The sequence below is a fragment of the Pseudomonas umsongensis genome (genome assembly GCF_012647205.1).
Taxonomy (GTDB): domain Bacteria; phylum Pseudomonadota; class Gammaproteobacteria; order Pseudomonadales; family Pseudomonadaceae; genus Aquipseudomonas; species Aquipseudomonas umsongensis.
In genome coordinates this window covers 1,338,376-1,353,295 of sequence record NZ_CP051487.1, presented here as the reverse complement: position 1 = coordinate 1,353,295, position 14,920 = coordinate 1,338,376, and the positions used below count along the sequence as shown (strand labels likewise).

Genomic DNA, 14,920 nt, shown 5'->3' with positions numbered 1-14,920 from the left:
CTCAAGCCCAGGGTTGCGTAATGTCACCCTGACCTTAACGGTATTGGAGGAAGACGTTGTCTCGCCCGAACTGGTCACGCAGGGCTTGAATCAACGCATCCGCCGGGTCGATTCGCCAGCCTTCGCCGAACTGCAGCAAGGCTTTCGCATCGGGACTGGTGTAGTCCATGGTAATCGGGCACGCACCGCGGTGACGCTTCAACAGCTCACCCAGCCAGCGTAGCTGATCGCCCTTGAGATCCTTGGCATGCAGCTTCAGGCGCAGGCTTTCGGCCAGGTTGGTGCGCGCATCTTCCATGCTCATCACCCGCTTGACCCGTAACCGCAGGCCGCCGGAGAAGTCGTCGTTGCTGACTTCGCCTTCGACCACCACCATCGCATCGGTCTGCAACAGCGATTGCGCGGAATGGAACGCATCGGCAAACAGCGATGCTTCGATCCGCCCCGAACGGTCGTCGAGGGTGATGAAGCCCATCTTGTCACCCTTTTTATTCTTCATCACCCGCAGGGCGATGATCATGCCGGCAACGGTCTGGGTATCGCGCGCCGGCTTGAGGTCGATGATGCGCTGGCGGGCGAAACGGCGGATTTCGCCTTCGTATTCGTCGATCGGGTGACCGGTCAGGTACAGGCCCAGGGTGTCTTTCTCGCCCTTGAGACGTTCCTTGAGGGTCAGTTCCTTGGCTTTGCGATGATTGGCGTAGACGTCAGCGTCTTCTTCCACGAACAGCCCGCCAAACAGGTCGGCATGGCCGCTGTCGTGGGTCCGGGCAGTTTGCTCGGCGGCCTTGATTGCCTCTTCCATCGCGGTCAGCAAGACCGCGCGGTTACGGTCGATATTGGCCTGGTAGGCTTTGGCTTCGTCATGGAAGTACGGCCCCAGGCGATCCAGCGCACCGCTGCGGATCAAGCCGTCGAGGGTCCGTTTGTTGATGCGCTTGAGGTCAACCCGGGCGCAAAAATCGAACAGGTCCTTGAAGGGACCGTCCAGCCGCGCCTCGGTGATCGCCTCTACCGGGCCCTCGCCCACCCCCTTGATTGCGCCCAGGCCATAGATGATCCGACCTTCGTCGTTTACCGTGAACTTGAACTCGGAAGTGTTCACGTCCGGCGCGTCGAGACGCAGCTTCATCGTGCGCACTTCTTCGATCAAGGTCACGACCTTGTCGGTGTTGTGCATGTCCGCCGAGAGCACTGCGGCCATGAACGGTGCCGGGTAGTGCGCTTTCAGCCACGCGGTCTGGTATGACACCAGGCCATAGGCCGCGGAGTGGGATTTGTTGAAGCCATAACCGGCGAATTTTTCTACCAGGTCGAAAATGTTACCGGCAAGGTCCGCATCGATGTTGTTGGTGGCACAACCTTCAATGAAACCGCCGCGCTGCTTGGCCATTTCCTCGGGCTTTTTCTTACCCATCGCCCGACGCAGCATGTCCGCACCGCCGAGGGTGTAGCCGGCCATGACCTGGGCGATCTGCATCACCTGTTCCTGATACAGGATGATGCCGTAGGTCGGGGCCAATACGGGCTTGAGGCCTTCGTACTGATAGTCGGAGTGCGGGTACGCCAGCTCGGCGCGACCGTGCTTACGGTTGATGAAGTCGTCCACCATGCCCGATTGCAGCGGGCCCGGACGGAACAGGGCCACCAATGCGATAAGGTCTTCGAGGCAGTCGGGCTTGAGCTTTTTGATCAGCTCTTTCATGCCGCGCGATTCAAGCTGGAACACCGCGGTGGTTTCAGCTTTTTGCAGCAGCTGATAGGTCGGTTTGTCGTCCAGCGGGATGAACGCAATGTCCAGCGGCGGTTCGTTGACCTTGGCGCGGTCGCGGTTGATGGTCTTCAGCGCCCAGTCGATGATCGTCAGGGTTCGTAGGCCGAGGAAGTCGAACTTCACCAGGCCGGCCGCCTCCACGTCGTCCTTGTCGAACTGGGTTACCAGGCCATCGCCGGCTTCGTCGCAATAGATCGGCGAGAAGTCCGTCAGTTTGGTCGGCGCGATCACCACGCCACCGGCGTGCTTGCCGACGTTTCGCACAACGCCTTCAAGTTTGCGGGCCATCTCCCAGATTTCTGCGGCTTCTTCATCGACCTTGATGAAGTCACGCAGGATCTCTTCCTGTTCGTAGGCCTTTTCCAGGGTCATGCCAACTTCGAACGGGATCATCTTCGACAGGCGATCCGCCAGGCCGTAGGACTTGCCCTGCACCCGCGCCACGTCACGGACCACCGCTTTCGCCGCCATGGAACCGAAGGTGATGATCTGGCTTACGGCGTTACGGCCGTATTTTTCAGCCACGTAGTCGATCACCCGGTCGCGACCGTCCATGCAGAAGTCGACGTCGAAGTCGGGCATGGAGACCCGTTCCGGGTTAAGGAAACGTTCGAACAGCAGGTCATATTCCAGCGGGTCGAGGTCGGTGATCTTCTGCACGTAGGCCACCAGCGAGCCGGCACCCGACCCCCGGCCGGGGCCTACCGGCACGCCGTTGTTCTTGGCCCACTGGATAAAGTCCATCACGATCAGGAAGTAACCGGGGAAGCCCATCTGGATGATGATATCCAGCTCGAAATTCAACCGGTCGACGTAGACCTGACGCTTGGCCTCATAGTCTTCGGTGGTGTCCTTGGGCAGCAGGACGGAGAGCCGCTCTTCCAGGCCATCGAACGAAACTTTGCGGAAATACTCATCGATGGTCATGCCATCGGGGATTGGGAAATTGGGCAGGAAGTGCGTGCCCAGCTTGACCTCGATGTTGCAGCGCTTGGCGATCTCGACGGTGTTTTCCAGCGCCTCGGGAATGTCGCTGAACAGCTCGGCCATTTCCTCGGCGCTTTTGAGATACTGCTGATCGCTGTAGTTCTTCGATCGTCGCGGGTCGTCGAGGGCACGGCCCTCGCCGATGCACACGCGGGTTTCGTGGGCGGCGAAATCTTCCTGTTTGAGGAAACGCACGTCGTTGGTCGCGACCAGCGGTGCGCCGATTTTCTCGGCCAACGCCACGGCGCCATGCAGTTGTTCTTCATCGTTGGGGCGGTTGGTGCGCTGGATTTCCAGATAGAAGCGATCCGGAAACACGGCCATCCATTCACGCGCCAGGTTTTCCGCTTCTTGCGGGTTACCACTGAGCATGGCCTGGCCGATCTCGCCCTCTTTGGCCGCAGACAGCATGATCAGGCCATCGCTGGCCTCGGCCACCCATTCGCGCTCAATGATGATCGAGCCATTGCGCTGACCCTCGATGAACCCGCGAGAAATCAATTCGGTGAGGTTGCGATAACCCGCGGCGTTCATCACCAGCAGGCTGATCCGGCTCAGGGGGTTATCCGGGTCCTTGTTCGACAGCCACAGGTCAGCGCCGCAGATCGGCTTGATCCCGGCACCCATGGCGTTTTTATAGAATTTGACCAGGGAACACATGTTGTTCTGGTCAGTGACCGCTACGGCAGGCATGTTCATGCCGACCAGGGTCTTGACCAGCGGTTTGATCCGCACCAGACCGTCGACCAGGGAGTATTCAGTGTGCAGGCGTAGGTGAACGAATGAAGCCGGCATAGTGATCCTGCGTTAAGTCATGAAAACAACAAGGCCCGGATTGTACCGGGCCTTGGTAAAAAAAATCAGCCTTACAACTAACTCTCGATGAGACTCTCCCGAGCCTCATAAGCCAGCCGCACCGGGGCAAAGGAGCGTCGGTGAATCGGCGTCGGGCCCAGACGAGCCAGCGCTTCCAGATGAACGGGCGTCGGGTAGCCTTTGTGTCCGCCGATGCCGTAACCGGGGTAGATCAACTCGAAAGCCGCCATTTCACGGTCACGACTGACCTTGGCCAGAATCGATGCCGCGGCGATGGCCGGTACCTTGCCATCGCCCTGCACCACGGCTTCGGCGCGCATCGGTAATTTCGGGCAACGGTTGCCGTCGATCATCGCCAGTTTCGGCTGGATGTGCAGCCCGGCAACCGCGCGCTGCATGGCCAGCATGGTGGCGTGAAGGATGTTCAGCTCGTCGATCTCTTCGACTTCGGCGCGGGCAATGCACCAGCTCAGGGCTTTTTCGCAGATTTCGTCGAAGAGCTTTTCGCGGCGGGCTTCGGTGAGTTTCTTCGAGTCGTTGAGACCGAGGATCGGACGATTCGGATCAAGGATCACCGCCGCCGTCACCACCGCGCCACAGAGCGGCCCGCGACCGACTTCATCGACTCCGGCTACCAATTCTTCAACCTCCGCGACCAAGGTGAAATCCAGCCCCATCTGCATACTTTCTTTACTCATTTTACCGGGTCGATCAGGTTCAGCACTGCATCCGCAGCCTGGTTGGAGGCATCCAGACGAAGGGTCCGGTGAATTTCATCAAAACCGCGGGTTTGCTCTTCACCACCTTCGATCAGTGGCGACAAGGTTTGGGCCAGCGCTTCAACTGTCGCATCGTCCTGCAACAACTCAGGCACCAACAGGCGTTGGGCCAGCAGGTTCGGCAAGGACACGTAGGGGCTTTTCACCATGCGCTTTAGAATCCAGAACGTCAGCGGTGCCAGGCGATAGGCTACGACCATCGGTCGCTTGTACAACAACGCTTCAAGGGTTGCTGTACCGGAGGCAATCAGCACAGCGTTGCACGCCGCCAGCGCCAGATGGGACTTGCCGTCGAGCAAGGTCAGCGGCAAATCGCGACCGGCCAACAGCTCTTCAAGCTGTGCCCGGCGTTGCGGATTCGCGCAAGGCACGACAAACCGCACTCCGGGGCGCAGGGCCCGCAGGCGTTGGGCCGTATCGAGAAACAAGGCGCCGAGACGGCCGACTTCGCCGCCACGACTACCGGGCATCAACGCAACCAACGGCCCGTCAGGCAATCCCAGTTCGGCCCGCGCAGCAGCGCGGTCGGCTTCCAGCGGAATGGCATCGGCCAAGGTATGCCCGACAAACCGCACGGGCACGCCTTTCTCTTCGTAGAATTTCGCTTCGAACGGGAACAGCGTGAGCATCAGGTCGCAACCTTCGCGAATCTTCAGCACGCGCTTCTGGCGCCACGCCCAGACGGACGGGCTGACGTAATGCACAGTCTTGATCCCGGCCTGACGCAGCTTTAGTTCGATATTGAGGTTGAAGTCCGGGGCGTCGATACCGATGAAGACATCCGGCTTCGCGGCGATCAGGTCGGCTACCAGCTTTTTTCGGCGTTTGAGTAATTCACGCAACCGACCCAGCACTTCGACAAGGCCCATGACCGACAGGCGTTCCATGGGAAAATAGGACACCAGGCCTTCTGCCTGCATCAATGGGCCGCCGACACCGATGAATTCGACCACCGGATGGCGCGCCTTGAGCGCACGCATCAGACCCGCACCCAAAATGTCGCCGGAAGCCTCGCCCGCCACCAGCGCAATACGCAGATTGGCCATGATTAGCGGGTGATGCCGCGGGTCGAGGACTGTATGGAGTCGCGGAACACTGCCACTTCCGGGAACTGGGCAGAGGACTCGGCCAGTTCGGCGAGCGCTTGCTCAACCGTCAGCCCCTGGCGATAGACCACCTTGTAGGCACGACGCAGGGCGTGGATCGCGTCCTCGCTGAAACCGCGACGGCGCATGCCTTCAAAGTTCATGCTACGGGCTTCAGCCGGGTTGCCGAACACCGTGACATAGGCCGGGACGTCCTTGCCAATGGCGGTCCCCATGCCGGAAAAGCTGTGGGCGCCGATGTGGCAGTACTGGTGAACCAGGGTGAAACCGGACAGGATCGCCCAGTCATCCACGTGTACGTGGCCGGCCAGCGCCGTGTTGTTGACCAGGATGCAGTGGTTGCCGATAACGCTGTCGTGACCGATGTGCGCATAGGCCATGATCAGGTTGTGATCGCCCAGAGTCGTTTCTGAACGATCCTGGATGGTTCCACGGTGAATCGTCACGCCTTCGCGGATGACGTTGTGGTCACCGATCACCAGGCGGGTTTCCTCGCCTTTGTATTTCAGGTCGGGCGTGTCCTCACCTACCGAGGAAAACTGGTAGATACGGTTGTGCTTACCGATTCGGGTCGGGCCTTTGAGAATAACGTGTGGCCCGATGACCGTTCCCTCGCCGATTTCCACACCTGCGCCGACGATCGACCACGGGCCGACCTCGACACCGTCAGCCAGGACGGCTGTCGGATCGATGATTGCGCGAGGGTCGATCAAACTCATAGTTTGCGTTCCGCACAGATGATTTCAGCGGAGCAGACCGGCTTGCCATCGACCGAAGCCTGGCACTCGAACTTCCAGATCTGACGCTTGCAGCTGATGAACTTGGCCTCGAGGATCAGCTGATCGCCCGGCAATACAGGCTGGCGGAAGCGCAGCTTGTCGGAGCCGACGAAGTAGTAAAGGGTGCCATCGGCCGGTTTCACGTCGAGCATTTTGAAACCAAGGATCCCGGCAGCCTGAGCCATCGCTTCGATGATCAGAACGCCCGGCATGATTGGATGCGCGGGGAAGTGACCATTGAAGAACGGTTCGTTGATGCTGACATTCTTGTAGGCGCGAATGCGCTTGCCTTCCACATCCAGATCCACGACCCGGTCCACCAGCAGGAACGGGTAACGGTGAGGCAGGTATTCGCGAATCTCGTTGATGTCCATCATTTCGGGGGGAAGCCTATGTAAAGATTGGGAGCGCGCGACTGACGCACACTCCGCTAGCAAATCAAGGACGCAGTCTAGCGGCTGTGCACACTTGATATGGAAATGGTATCAGCCATCTGATGAAGCATTACCGCCAGGGGTCACTTCCCCTGTTTGCTTTTCCAGCTGTCGCAGACGTCGCGCGATGTCATCGAGCTGACGAATACGTGCCGCGCTTTTGCGCCATTCGGCGGCTGGCTGCATCGCCGTACCGGAGGAATAGGCACCCGGCTCGGTGATCGAGTGGGTCACCATGGTCATCCCGGTGATGAAAACGTTGTCGCAAATATCGATATGCCCCACCAGCCCTACGCCACCGGCGAGCATGCAGTGCTTGCCGATCTTGGTGCTGCCGGAAATACCCACGCACGCCGCCATGGCGGTGTGATCACCTACCTGGACGTTGTGGGCGATCTGAATCTGGTTGTCGAGCTTCACGCCGTTGCCAATGACGGTATCAGCCAGCGCACCGCGGTCAATGGCGGTGTTAACGCCAATTTCCACGTCGTCGCCGACCAGCACACCACCAATCTGGGCGATTTTTTGCCAAATGCCTTTCTCGTTGGCAAAGCCAAAGCCTTCACCACCAAGCACTGCACCTGACTGAATCACCACCCGCTTGCCGACGCGCACGTCGTGATACAGCGTGACGCGCGGGGCAAGCCAGCCTCCCTCGCCAATAACGCTACGGGCACCGATGAAGCAGTGCGCCCCCACGCTCGTACCGGCAGCAATATGCGCCCCGCTTTCGATGACCGCAAATGCACCGATACTCGCCGTCGGATCGACCACCGCATCCGCCGCAATCACCGCCGTCGGATGAATTCCGGCCGCCGCCTTGGGCTTTGGGTCGAACAGGTGGGAAATACGCGCGTACGCTGCGTAAGGGTCAGGCACCACCAATACATCGCCGGCAAAACCTTCGGCATCAGCGGTCTTGAGCAACAACGCTGCCGCCTGACTGCCTGCCAGGTATTTGCGGTATTGGGGGTTTGCGAGAAAGCTCAACTGAGTTGGGCCAGCCTCCTGCAAGGTGGCTAGCCCAGTAATTGCTTTCTCCGGGTCGCCACGTAGCGTGGCGCCGAGGAACTCGGCCAGCTGGCCGAGCTTAATGGTCACGGTCATGGATTACTTCAGCTGATTCATGCGCTCGATGACCTGGCGCGTGATGTCGTACTGAGGCTTGACATCAATCACTGCACCACGCTCGAAGACCAGGTCAAAAGCACCTTTCTTGATGACTTCTTCCACAGCGCTGTCCAGTTTCGGCTTGAGCTGCTTCAGCATTTCACGGTCGGCAACGGCTTTGGCTTCGTTCAGTTCCTTGGACTGGAACTGGAAGTCACGCGCCTTTTGCTTGAACTCAAGCTCCAGACGCTCACGCTCGCCTTGCTGCATTTTGTCGCCACCGGCCATCAGGCGATCCTGGATGCCCTTGGCGCTGCTTTCCAGCGTCTTGAGCTTGCTCAGCTGAGGGCCGAATTTCTTCTCGGCATCCACGGCGTATTTCTTGGCCGCATCCGACTCCAGCAGAGCCATCTGATAGTTCAGAACAGCGATTTTCATGTCGGCAAATGCCGGGCCTGCAACCAGTACGGAAGCCAGGAGAACCAATTGAGTCAACTTACGCACGATGCACTCCTACAAAATCCATTGTCGTTATCTTGGGGCAGACGCTTAGAACGTCTGGCCGAGGGAGAATTGGAACACTTGAGTTTCAGCGTCATCCGGTTTCTTGACTGGCATGGCCAGCGCAAAGCTCAGAGGACCCAGTGCGGTGACCCAGGTCACACCCACACCGACGGAACTGGCCATATTGCTCAGACTGATGTCGTTGCACTTGGTGTTGGACTTCGTGCCATCAGCGTTGGTGGTATCAGAGCACGACGAATCGAATACGTTACCCACATCCCAGAATACCGAAGTACGCAGGGAACGCTGGTCCTTGACGAACGGCAGCGGGAACAGAACTTCCACACCACCCTGGATCAACACGTTACCACCGAACGGCAGCGGATCCTGGTCCGGGTCGAACGCAGTGCCAGGGTTCTTGCCGGTACTTGGCGTACTGCGAGGACCCAAGGTGCTGTCCTTGAAGCCACGAACCGAGTTGAAACCACCAGCATAGTAGTTTTCATAGAATGGCAAGCCATCGGTCGAACCGTAGCCATCGCCATAACCCAACTCGGTGTGCAGGCGCATGGTGTAGTTGTCACTCAAAGGCTGGAACAGTTGGCCACGGTAATCGAGCTTGAAGAACGACAGGTCGCTGCCCGGCGTAGTGGTTTCCAGCACGAGGCTCTGGGAATGGCCACGCGTCGCCAGTACACCCTTGTTCAAGGTGGACTCGGACCAACCGGCCGAAGCCTTGAAGTTCAGGTACTTGTCGCCTTCCTTGTTAACGAAGTCGAAAATCTCGTCAACGGTATAGACACCGGTCTTGATCTCGTCCTGCTGGGCCGTCAGGCCGAAGGTCAGGCGCGAAGTCTCGCTGATCGGGTAGCCGACGCTCACGCCCGCACCCAGGCTGTCCACGGCATAGCTGGCAACGTCGACGTCGAGGTCGTCGTAGTCAGTTGTACGATAGAAGGCGTTGTAACCCAGGCTCACGCCGTCGGCAGTCCAGTAGGGGTCGACATAACCGAAGTTGTAGCGACTCTGGTATTCACTGCGGGTCAGGCCGATGCTGACCTTGTTACCGGTACCCAGGAAGTTGTTCTGGGTGATCGAACCACCGAGGATCAGGCCCGCGCTCTGGGCGAAACCGACGCTGGCGGTGATCGAACCGGATGCCTGCTCTTCAACGCTGTAGTTGACGTCTACCTGGTCATCGACACCCGGTACGGCCGGGGTTTCAACGTTGACTTCCTTGAAGAAGCCCAAGCGCTCCAGACGAGTCTTGGATTGGTCGATCAGGTAAGTCGACGCCCAGCCACCTTCCATCTGGCGCATTTCACGGCGCAGTACTTCGTCTTCCGACTTGGTGTTGCCACGGAAGTTGATGCGGTTCACGTAGGCACGCTTGCCTGGATCGACAGCGAAGGTGATGTCTACGGTGTGGTCGTCATCGTGGGGCTGAGGAACCCCGTTGACGTTGGCGAAGGTGTAGCCCTCGTTACCCAGGCGACGGGTGATCAGCTCGGACGTGGTGGTCATCAGCTTGCGCGAGAACACCTGGCCTTTCTGCACCAGCAACAGGGACTTGACCTGGTCTTCAGGGACTTTCAGGTCACCGCTGAGTTTCACGTCACGAACGGTGTACTTGTCACCTTCGTTGATGTTGACGGTGATGTAGACGTGCTTCTTGTCCGGGGTAATGGACACCTGGGTCGAAGCGATATCCATGTTGATGTAGCCACGGTCCAGGTAGTAGGAACGCAGGCGCTCCAGGTCACCGGAGAGTTTTTCACGGGCGTACTTGTCATCGTTCTTGAAGAACGACAGCCAGTTGGTGGTCTTGAGTTCGAACAGGTCGATCAGGTCTTCATCAGGGAAGACCGTGTTGCCTACCACGTTGATGTGCTGGATAGCTGCAACGGTGCCTTCGTTGATGTTGACCTTCAAACCAACGCGGTTGCGCGGCTGCGGCACCACTTCGGTGTCGACGGTAGCGGAGTAGCGACCCTGGGCGACGTACTGGCGCTGCAGCTCGTTACGTACGCCTTCGAGGGTGGCGCGCTGGAAGATCTCGCCTTCGGCCAGACCGGATTGCTTGAGGCCTTTCATCAGGTCTTCGGTGGAGATCGCCTTGTTGCCCTCGATCTCGATACTGGCAACCGACGGACGTTCGACTACCGTGATGACCAGGACGTTGCCATCGCGGCCCAGCTGGATATCTTGAAAGAACCCGGTTTTGAACAGCGCACGAGTGGATTCCACCAGGCGTCGATCATCCGCCTGTTCACCGACGTTCAACGGCAAAGCACCAAAGACGCTACCCGCGGAGACCCGCTGGAGGCCATTGACGCGAATATCAGAGATAGTGAAGGACTCGGCGTGAACTTCGGCGATCATCAATACGGTGAGAACCGCAGTTAGCAGCAGACGTTTCATGAAGTCCTTTCTTATTCCAACTGGCAATAAACAAACTGCCGCAAAATGCGGCAGATTCGCAATTCAGCGACGTTACAGACGACCCAGATCATTAACCAGAGCGAGCAACATCACTCCGATTACCAAACTGATGCCAATCTGTATCCCCCAACCTTGCACCCGATCCGACAAGGGACGACCACGCGCCCACTCAATCAGATAAAACAACAAATGCCCCCCATCCAGCACAGGAATGGGCAGCAGATTCAGAACCCCCAGGCTAATACTCAGATAAGCAAGGAAATTCAGGAAATCAGCGACGCCCGACTGGGCCGAAGCGCCCGCCACTTTAGCAATGGTTATCGGTCCACTCAAGTTTTTTACCGAGAGCTCGCCGAACAACATTTTCTTCAGCGAATCGAGGGTCAGCAGGCTCATCGTCCAAGTGCGTCGAGCCCCCTCCCCCACGGCTGCCAACGGCCCGTAACTGACTTCGCGAATCATCTCTGGTGGCCAATCGACCGCTTTCACCCCCGCCCCAAGGTAACCGGTGGGCGCCTTGCTTTCGCCACGGGCAGCCAACATCACGGGGATGTCGATTTGAGCACCGTCACGCTCAACCCGCAGCATGATTTTGGTATCAGGATGCATACGGACCGTATCGACGACCTGTTGCCAGTCATCTACCGCCTTGCCATCTACTGCCAACAGTCGGTCGCCGGTCTTCAGGCCAGCAGCCTTGGCCGGGCCTTTGGAATCCAGCTCAGCCAATACCGGCGGCAATGCCGGGCGCCATGGACGAATACCCAGTGAACGAATCGGGTCCGGCTCATCAGCACCCTTGAGCCACTTGTCCAACACCAGCTCACGAGGCGAATCCACGGTGGATCCCTGCTCACGAACCAGCAGTTGCAGGGAGCCGCTTTCACCCAGGCGACGGACCAATTGCAGATTGACTGCAGCCCAACCTGAAGTCGGCTCGCCGTCGATGGCAATGATTTCCTGGCCGGCGCCCAGGCCCGCCTTGGCAGCAAGGCTGCCGGATTCGACAGCACCGATGACCGGGCGAACCTGCTCGGTACCGAGCATCGCCAACGCCCAGAAAAACACCATCGCCAACAAAAAGTTGGCAATCGGCCCTGCCGCCACGATCGCAATGCGCTGGCGCACCGATTTACGGTTGAAGGATTGATCGAGCTGATCGGCCGGCACTTCACCTTCACGCTCGTCGAGCATTTTCACGTAGCCGCCCAGTGGAATGGCAGCCACCACGAATTCAGTGCCCTGCTTGTCGTGCCAGCGCAGCAGCGGCATGCCGAAGCCTACGGAGAAACGCAGCACCTTGACCCCACAGCGTCGCGCGACCCAGAAATGGCCGAACTCGTGGAAGGTGACCAGCACGCCCAAAGCTACCAGGGTGCCGACAATCATATAGAGCGCGCTCATTTATTTTCTCCGCATTCCTATCCAGGCCTGCAATCTTACCGCCCGTGACGACTCAACCATTGTTCGGCCAGCACACGCGCCTTGGCGTCCGCCGTGAACACCGCATCAAGATCATTCACTACAACCACCGGCTCGAGATTGAGTACTTCCTCGATGATACTCGCGATTTCCAGGTAACGAACCCGTCCGTCGAGAAAGGCCGCGACGGCGACTTCATTTGCCGCATTCAACATCGCCGGAGCGCTGTTGCCCGCCTCGGCTGCCTGCCGAGCCAGGCGCAGGCACGGGAATCGATCTTCATCAGGCGCCTGGAAGTCCAGGCGCGCGACGGCAAACAGGTCCAGCGGCGGCACGCCTGAGTCAATTCGCTCAGGCCATGCCAGCGCATTGGCGATCGGGGTTCGCATGTCCGGATTACCCAACTGGGCCAGTACCGAGCCATCGATGTAGTCGACCAGCGAATGAATCACACTTTGGGGGTGAATCACCACTTCAACCTGGGACGGCTTGGCATCGAACAGCCAGCAGGCCTCGATCAATTCAAGCCCTTTATTCATCATGCTGGCCGAATCGACCGAGATCTTGCGCCCCATGGACCAATTAGGGTGGGCACAGGCCTGCTCCGGCGAAACATGCGCCAGCTCGGCCATGGGCGTCTGCCGGAACGGACCGCCAGAAGCGGTCAGGAGAATGCGACGCACGCCGACCGCGTCCAGGCCTCGGGCTGAATCCCGGGGCATGCACTGGAAAATCGCGTTGTGCTCACTGTCGATCGGCAGCAATACCGATCCACTCTTGCGTACGGCCTGCATGAACAACGCGCCGGACATGACCAGCGCTTCCTTGTTGGCCAGGAGGATCTTCTTGCCAGCCTCAACGGCCGCCAGGGTCGGGCGCAAGCCCGCCGCGCCGACGATGGCCGCCATGACCGCATCGACTTCAGGGGCGGCAGCAACCTGACACAACCCCTCCTCCCCCACCAGAACCCGAGTCGACAGGCCCGCGGCGCGCAGATCATCCTGCAAACGGCGGGCAGCTGCGGTTTCAGGCACTACGGCAAACTGTGGGGCGTGACGCACGCACAGCGCCAGCAGTTCGCTCAGGCGGCTGAAACCGCTCAAGGCGAAGACTTGATAGCGCCCAGGGTGGCGGGCGATGACATCCAGGGTGCTCAAACCGATCGAGCCCGTGGCCCCCAGGACGGTAATCTGTTGAGGACGGCTCACGGCGCAGCCATCCACAACAGCACTGCGAACACCGGGATCGCCGCGGTCAGGCTGTCGATGCGGTCCAGCACGCCGCCGTGCCCCGGCAACAGATTACTGCTGTCCTTGATCCCGGACTGGCGCTTGAACATGCTTTCGGTGAGATCACCCACCACCGAGACGAACACGATCAGCGCAGCGCCGATCAAGCCCTTGAACAATTGCGCCACTGTCCAGTCACGCACCAGGGCAACCAGGGTGGTGATCACCAGGCTCAGGGCCAGGCCACCGTATACACCTTCCCAGCTTTTACCCGGGCTGACCTGCGGCGCCAGCTTGCGCTTGCCGAAAGCACGTCCCGAGAAGTAAGCACCGATATCGGCACCCCAGACCAGCACCATCACCGCCATGATCAGCCAGTTGCCCAACGGGTACTGCTTGATGTGCACCAGGCCTTGCCAGGCCGGCAACAGGATCAACAGGCCGATCACCAGCTTGCAGGCAGCGCTCGCCCAATGCTCGCTGGAGCGCGGGTAGGTCAGCACCAGATAGGTCGCCACCGCCCACCAGAGCACCGAAGCACCCAACACCCATGGCGCGAGGCCAGGCAGGATGTACATGACGAACAGCATCAATGCGACGGCGGCGGCATAGCCGGCACGAAACGCTTGAGCAGTGAAACCGGCCAGGCGCGCCCATTCCCAGGCACCCAGGGTCACGACCAGGCCGATGAACAGCGCAAAAGCGGAACCTTCCAGCAGAAAAAACCCACACAGGGCAATCGGCAGCAGGATCAGCGCGGTGATGATACGTTGTTTAAGCATTAAACCCGGGCTCCAGCCTCGACCTGCTCGCTCGTTTTACCGAAGCGGCGCTGGCGAGATGCGAAATCGGCCAGCGCATTGCGCATGGCGTCGTGTTTGAAGTCCGGCCAGAACAGGTCGGAGAAGTACAACTCGGCGTAGGCCAGTTGCCACAGCAGGAAGTTACTGATGCGATGTTCGCCACCGGTACGGATGCACAAGTCCGGCAATGGCAGGTCGCCTGTGGCCAGACAGGTTTGCAGCAGCTGCGGCGTGATGTCTTCCGGCCGCAGGTGCCCGGCCTGGACTTCACGCGCCAGGCGCTGCGCGGCTTGCGCGATATCCCACTGACCGCCGTAATTGGCGGCGATCTGCAGGACGAAGCGATTGGCGCCGGCCGTCATGGCTTCGGCTTCACGCATGGCAGCCTGGAGTTCCGGATGGAAGCGTGAACGGTCGCCAATAATGCGCAAGCTGATGTTGTTGTCGTTGAGGCGCTTGGCCTCTCGACGCAATGCCTTGAAGAACAGATCCATCAAGGCACTGACTTCATCGGCGGGACGCTGCCAGTTCTCACTGGAGAAGGCGAACAAGGTCAACACCTCGACCCCCGCCTCGGCGCACACCTCGATGACCGCGCGCACCGCATCCACACCCGCTTTATGCCCGGCAACACCCGGCATAAAGCGTTTTTTCGCCCAGCGATTATTACCATCCATGATGATCGCGACATGGCGCGGCACCGTGGACGGTGCAACCTGCTTGGTCTTTTCCATG

General features: G+C 59.4%; 12 protein-coding genes. All 12 read right to left on the bottom strand.

The window, feature by feature from the left end; translation table 11 throughout:
* Window positions 1-34 precede the first annotated feature (34 nt).
* Entirely contained in the window at window positions 35-3,556 is a 3,522-nt protein-coding gene (dnaE, locus tag HGP31_RS06005; protein WP_020799856.1) for a DNA polymerase III subunit alpha, read from the bottom strand.
* Between the two features lie 77 nt (window positions 3,557-3,633).
* Window positions 3,634-4,260: a ribonuclease HII gene (gene rnhB / locus HGP31_RS06000; RefSeq protein WP_033041566.1), complete on the bottom strand. Its 627-nt coding sequence runs from the start codon at window positions 4,258-4,260 to the stop codon at window positions 3,634-3,636.
* 11 nt (window positions 4,261-4,271) lie between these two features.
* Window positions 4,272-5,402: a lipid-A-disaccharide synthase gene (gene lpxB, locus HGP31_RS05995; RefSeq protein ID WP_020799858.1), complete on the bottom strand. Its 1,131-nt coding sequence runs from the start codon at window positions 5,400-5,402 to the stop codon at window positions 4,272-4,274.
* Window positions 5,403-5,404: 2 nt separating this feature from the next.
* A complete protein-coding gene (lpxA, locus tag HGP31_RS05990; protein WP_020799859.1) occupies window positions 5,405-6,181 on the bottom strand; it encodes an acyl-ACP--UDP-N-acetylglucosamine O-acyltransferase in 777 nt (258 codons plus the stop codon).
* Window positions 6,178-6,618 carry a 3-hydroxyacyl-ACP dehydratase FabZ gene (gene fabZ, locus HGP31_RS05985; protein ID WP_007940511.1) on the bottom strand — a complete coding sequence of 147 codons (441 nt, stop codon included), beginning with the start codon at window positions 6,616-6,618 and terminating at the stop codon, window positions 6,178-6,180. Before fabZ ends, lpxA begins: the two co-directional genes overlap by 4 nt.
* 108 nt (window positions 6,619-6,726) lie before the next feature.
* On the bottom strand, window positions 6,727-7,782 hold the full coding sequence (gene lpxD, locus HGP31_RS05980) for a UDP-3-O-(3-hydroxymyristoyl)glucosamine N-acyltransferase (RefSeq protein ID WP_020799860.1): 1,056 nt from the start codon (window positions 7,780-7,782) through the stop codon (window positions 6,727-6,729).
* A 3-nt stretch (window positions 7,783-7,785) separates the two neighbouring features.
* Window positions 7,786-8,289, bottom strand: coding sequence for an OmpH/Skp family outer membrane protein (locus HGP31_RS05975; RefSeq protein ID WP_008057318.1), 504 nt, complete (start codon window positions 8,287-8,289; stop codon window positions 7,786-7,788).
* A gap of 45 nt (window positions 8,290-8,334) precedes the next feature.
* Window positions 8,335-10,710 (bottom strand): outer membrane protein assembly factor BamA, encoded by a 2,376-nt coding sequence (gene bamA / locus HGP31_RS05970; protein WP_020799861.1) that lies wholly within the window; start codon window positions 10,708-10,710, stop codon window positions 8,335-8,337.
* 72 nt (window positions 10,711-10,782) lie between these two features.
* Window positions 10,783-12,135 carry an RIP metalloprotease RseP gene (rseP, locus tag HGP31_RS05965; RefSeq protein WP_033041570.1) on the bottom strand — a complete coding sequence of 451 codons (1,353 nt, stop codon included), beginning with the start codon at window positions 12,133-12,135 and terminating at the stop codon, window positions 10,783-10,785.
* A 35-nt stretch (window positions 12,136-12,170) separates the two neighbouring features.
* On the bottom strand, window positions 12,171-13,361 hold the full coding sequence (gene ispC / locus HGP31_RS05960) for a 1-deoxy-D-xylulose-5-phosphate reductoisomerase (RefSeq protein WP_020799863.1): 1,191 nt from the start codon (window positions 13,359-13,361) through the stop codon (window positions 12,171-12,173).
* Window positions 13,358-14,164, bottom strand: coding sequence for a phosphatidate cytidylyltransferase (locus tag HGP31_RS05955; RefSeq protein WP_020799864.1), 807 nt, complete (start codon window positions 14,162-14,164; stop codon window positions 13,358-13,360). The genes ispC and HGP31_RS05955 overlap by 4 nt, the downstream gene beginning before the upstream one ends.
* Entirely contained in the window at window positions 14,164-14,919 is a 756-nt protein-coding gene (gene uppS / locus HGP31_RS05950) for a polyprenyl diphosphate synthase (protein ID WP_020799865.1), read from the bottom strand. Before uppS ends, HGP31_RS05955 begins: the two co-directional genes overlap by 1 nt.
* Window position 14,920: the final 1 nt, after the last annotated feature.

Excerpts from the sequence above, each read along its gene's own strand:
- dnaE (WP_020799856.1), bottom strand. The coding sequence starts at position 3,556 with ATGCCGGCTTCATTCGTTCACCTACGCCTGCACACTGAATACTCCCTG.
- rnhB (WP_033041566.1), bottom strand. The coding sequence starts at position 4,260 with ATGCAGATGGGGCTGGATTTCACCTTGGTCGCGGAGGTTGAAGAATTG.
- lpxB (WP_020799858.1), bottom strand. The coding sequence starts at position 5,402 with ATGGCCAATCTGCGTATTGCGCTGGTGGCGGGCGAGGCTTCCGGCGAC.
- lpxA (WP_020799859.1), bottom strand. The coding sequence starts at position 6,181 with ATGAGTTTGATCGACCCTCGCGCAATCATCGATCCGACAGCCGTCCTG.
- fabZ (WP_007940511.1), bottom strand. The coding sequence starts at position 6,618 with ATGATGGACATCAACGAGATTCGCGAATACCTGCCTCACCGTTACCCG.
- lpxD (WP_020799860.1), bottom strand. The coding sequence starts at position 7,782 with ATGACCGTGACCATTAAGCTCGGCCAGCTGGCCGAGTTCCTCGGCGCC.
- bamA (WP_020799861.1), bottom strand. The coding sequence starts at position 10,710 with ATGAAACGTCTGCTGCTAACTGCGGTTCTCACCGTATTGATGATCGCC.
- rseP (WP_033041570.1), bottom strand. The coding sequence starts at position 12,135 with ATGAGCGCGCTCTATATGATTGTCGGCACCCTGGTAGCTTTGGGCGTG.
- HGP31_RS05955 (WP_020799864.1), bottom strand. The coding sequence starts at position 14,164 with ATGCTTAAACAACGTATCATCACCGCGCTGATCCTGCTGCCGATTGCC.
- uppS (WP_020799865.1), bottom strand. The coding sequence starts at position 14,919 with ATGGAAAAGACCAAGCAGGTTGCACCGTCCACGGTGCCGCGCCATGTC.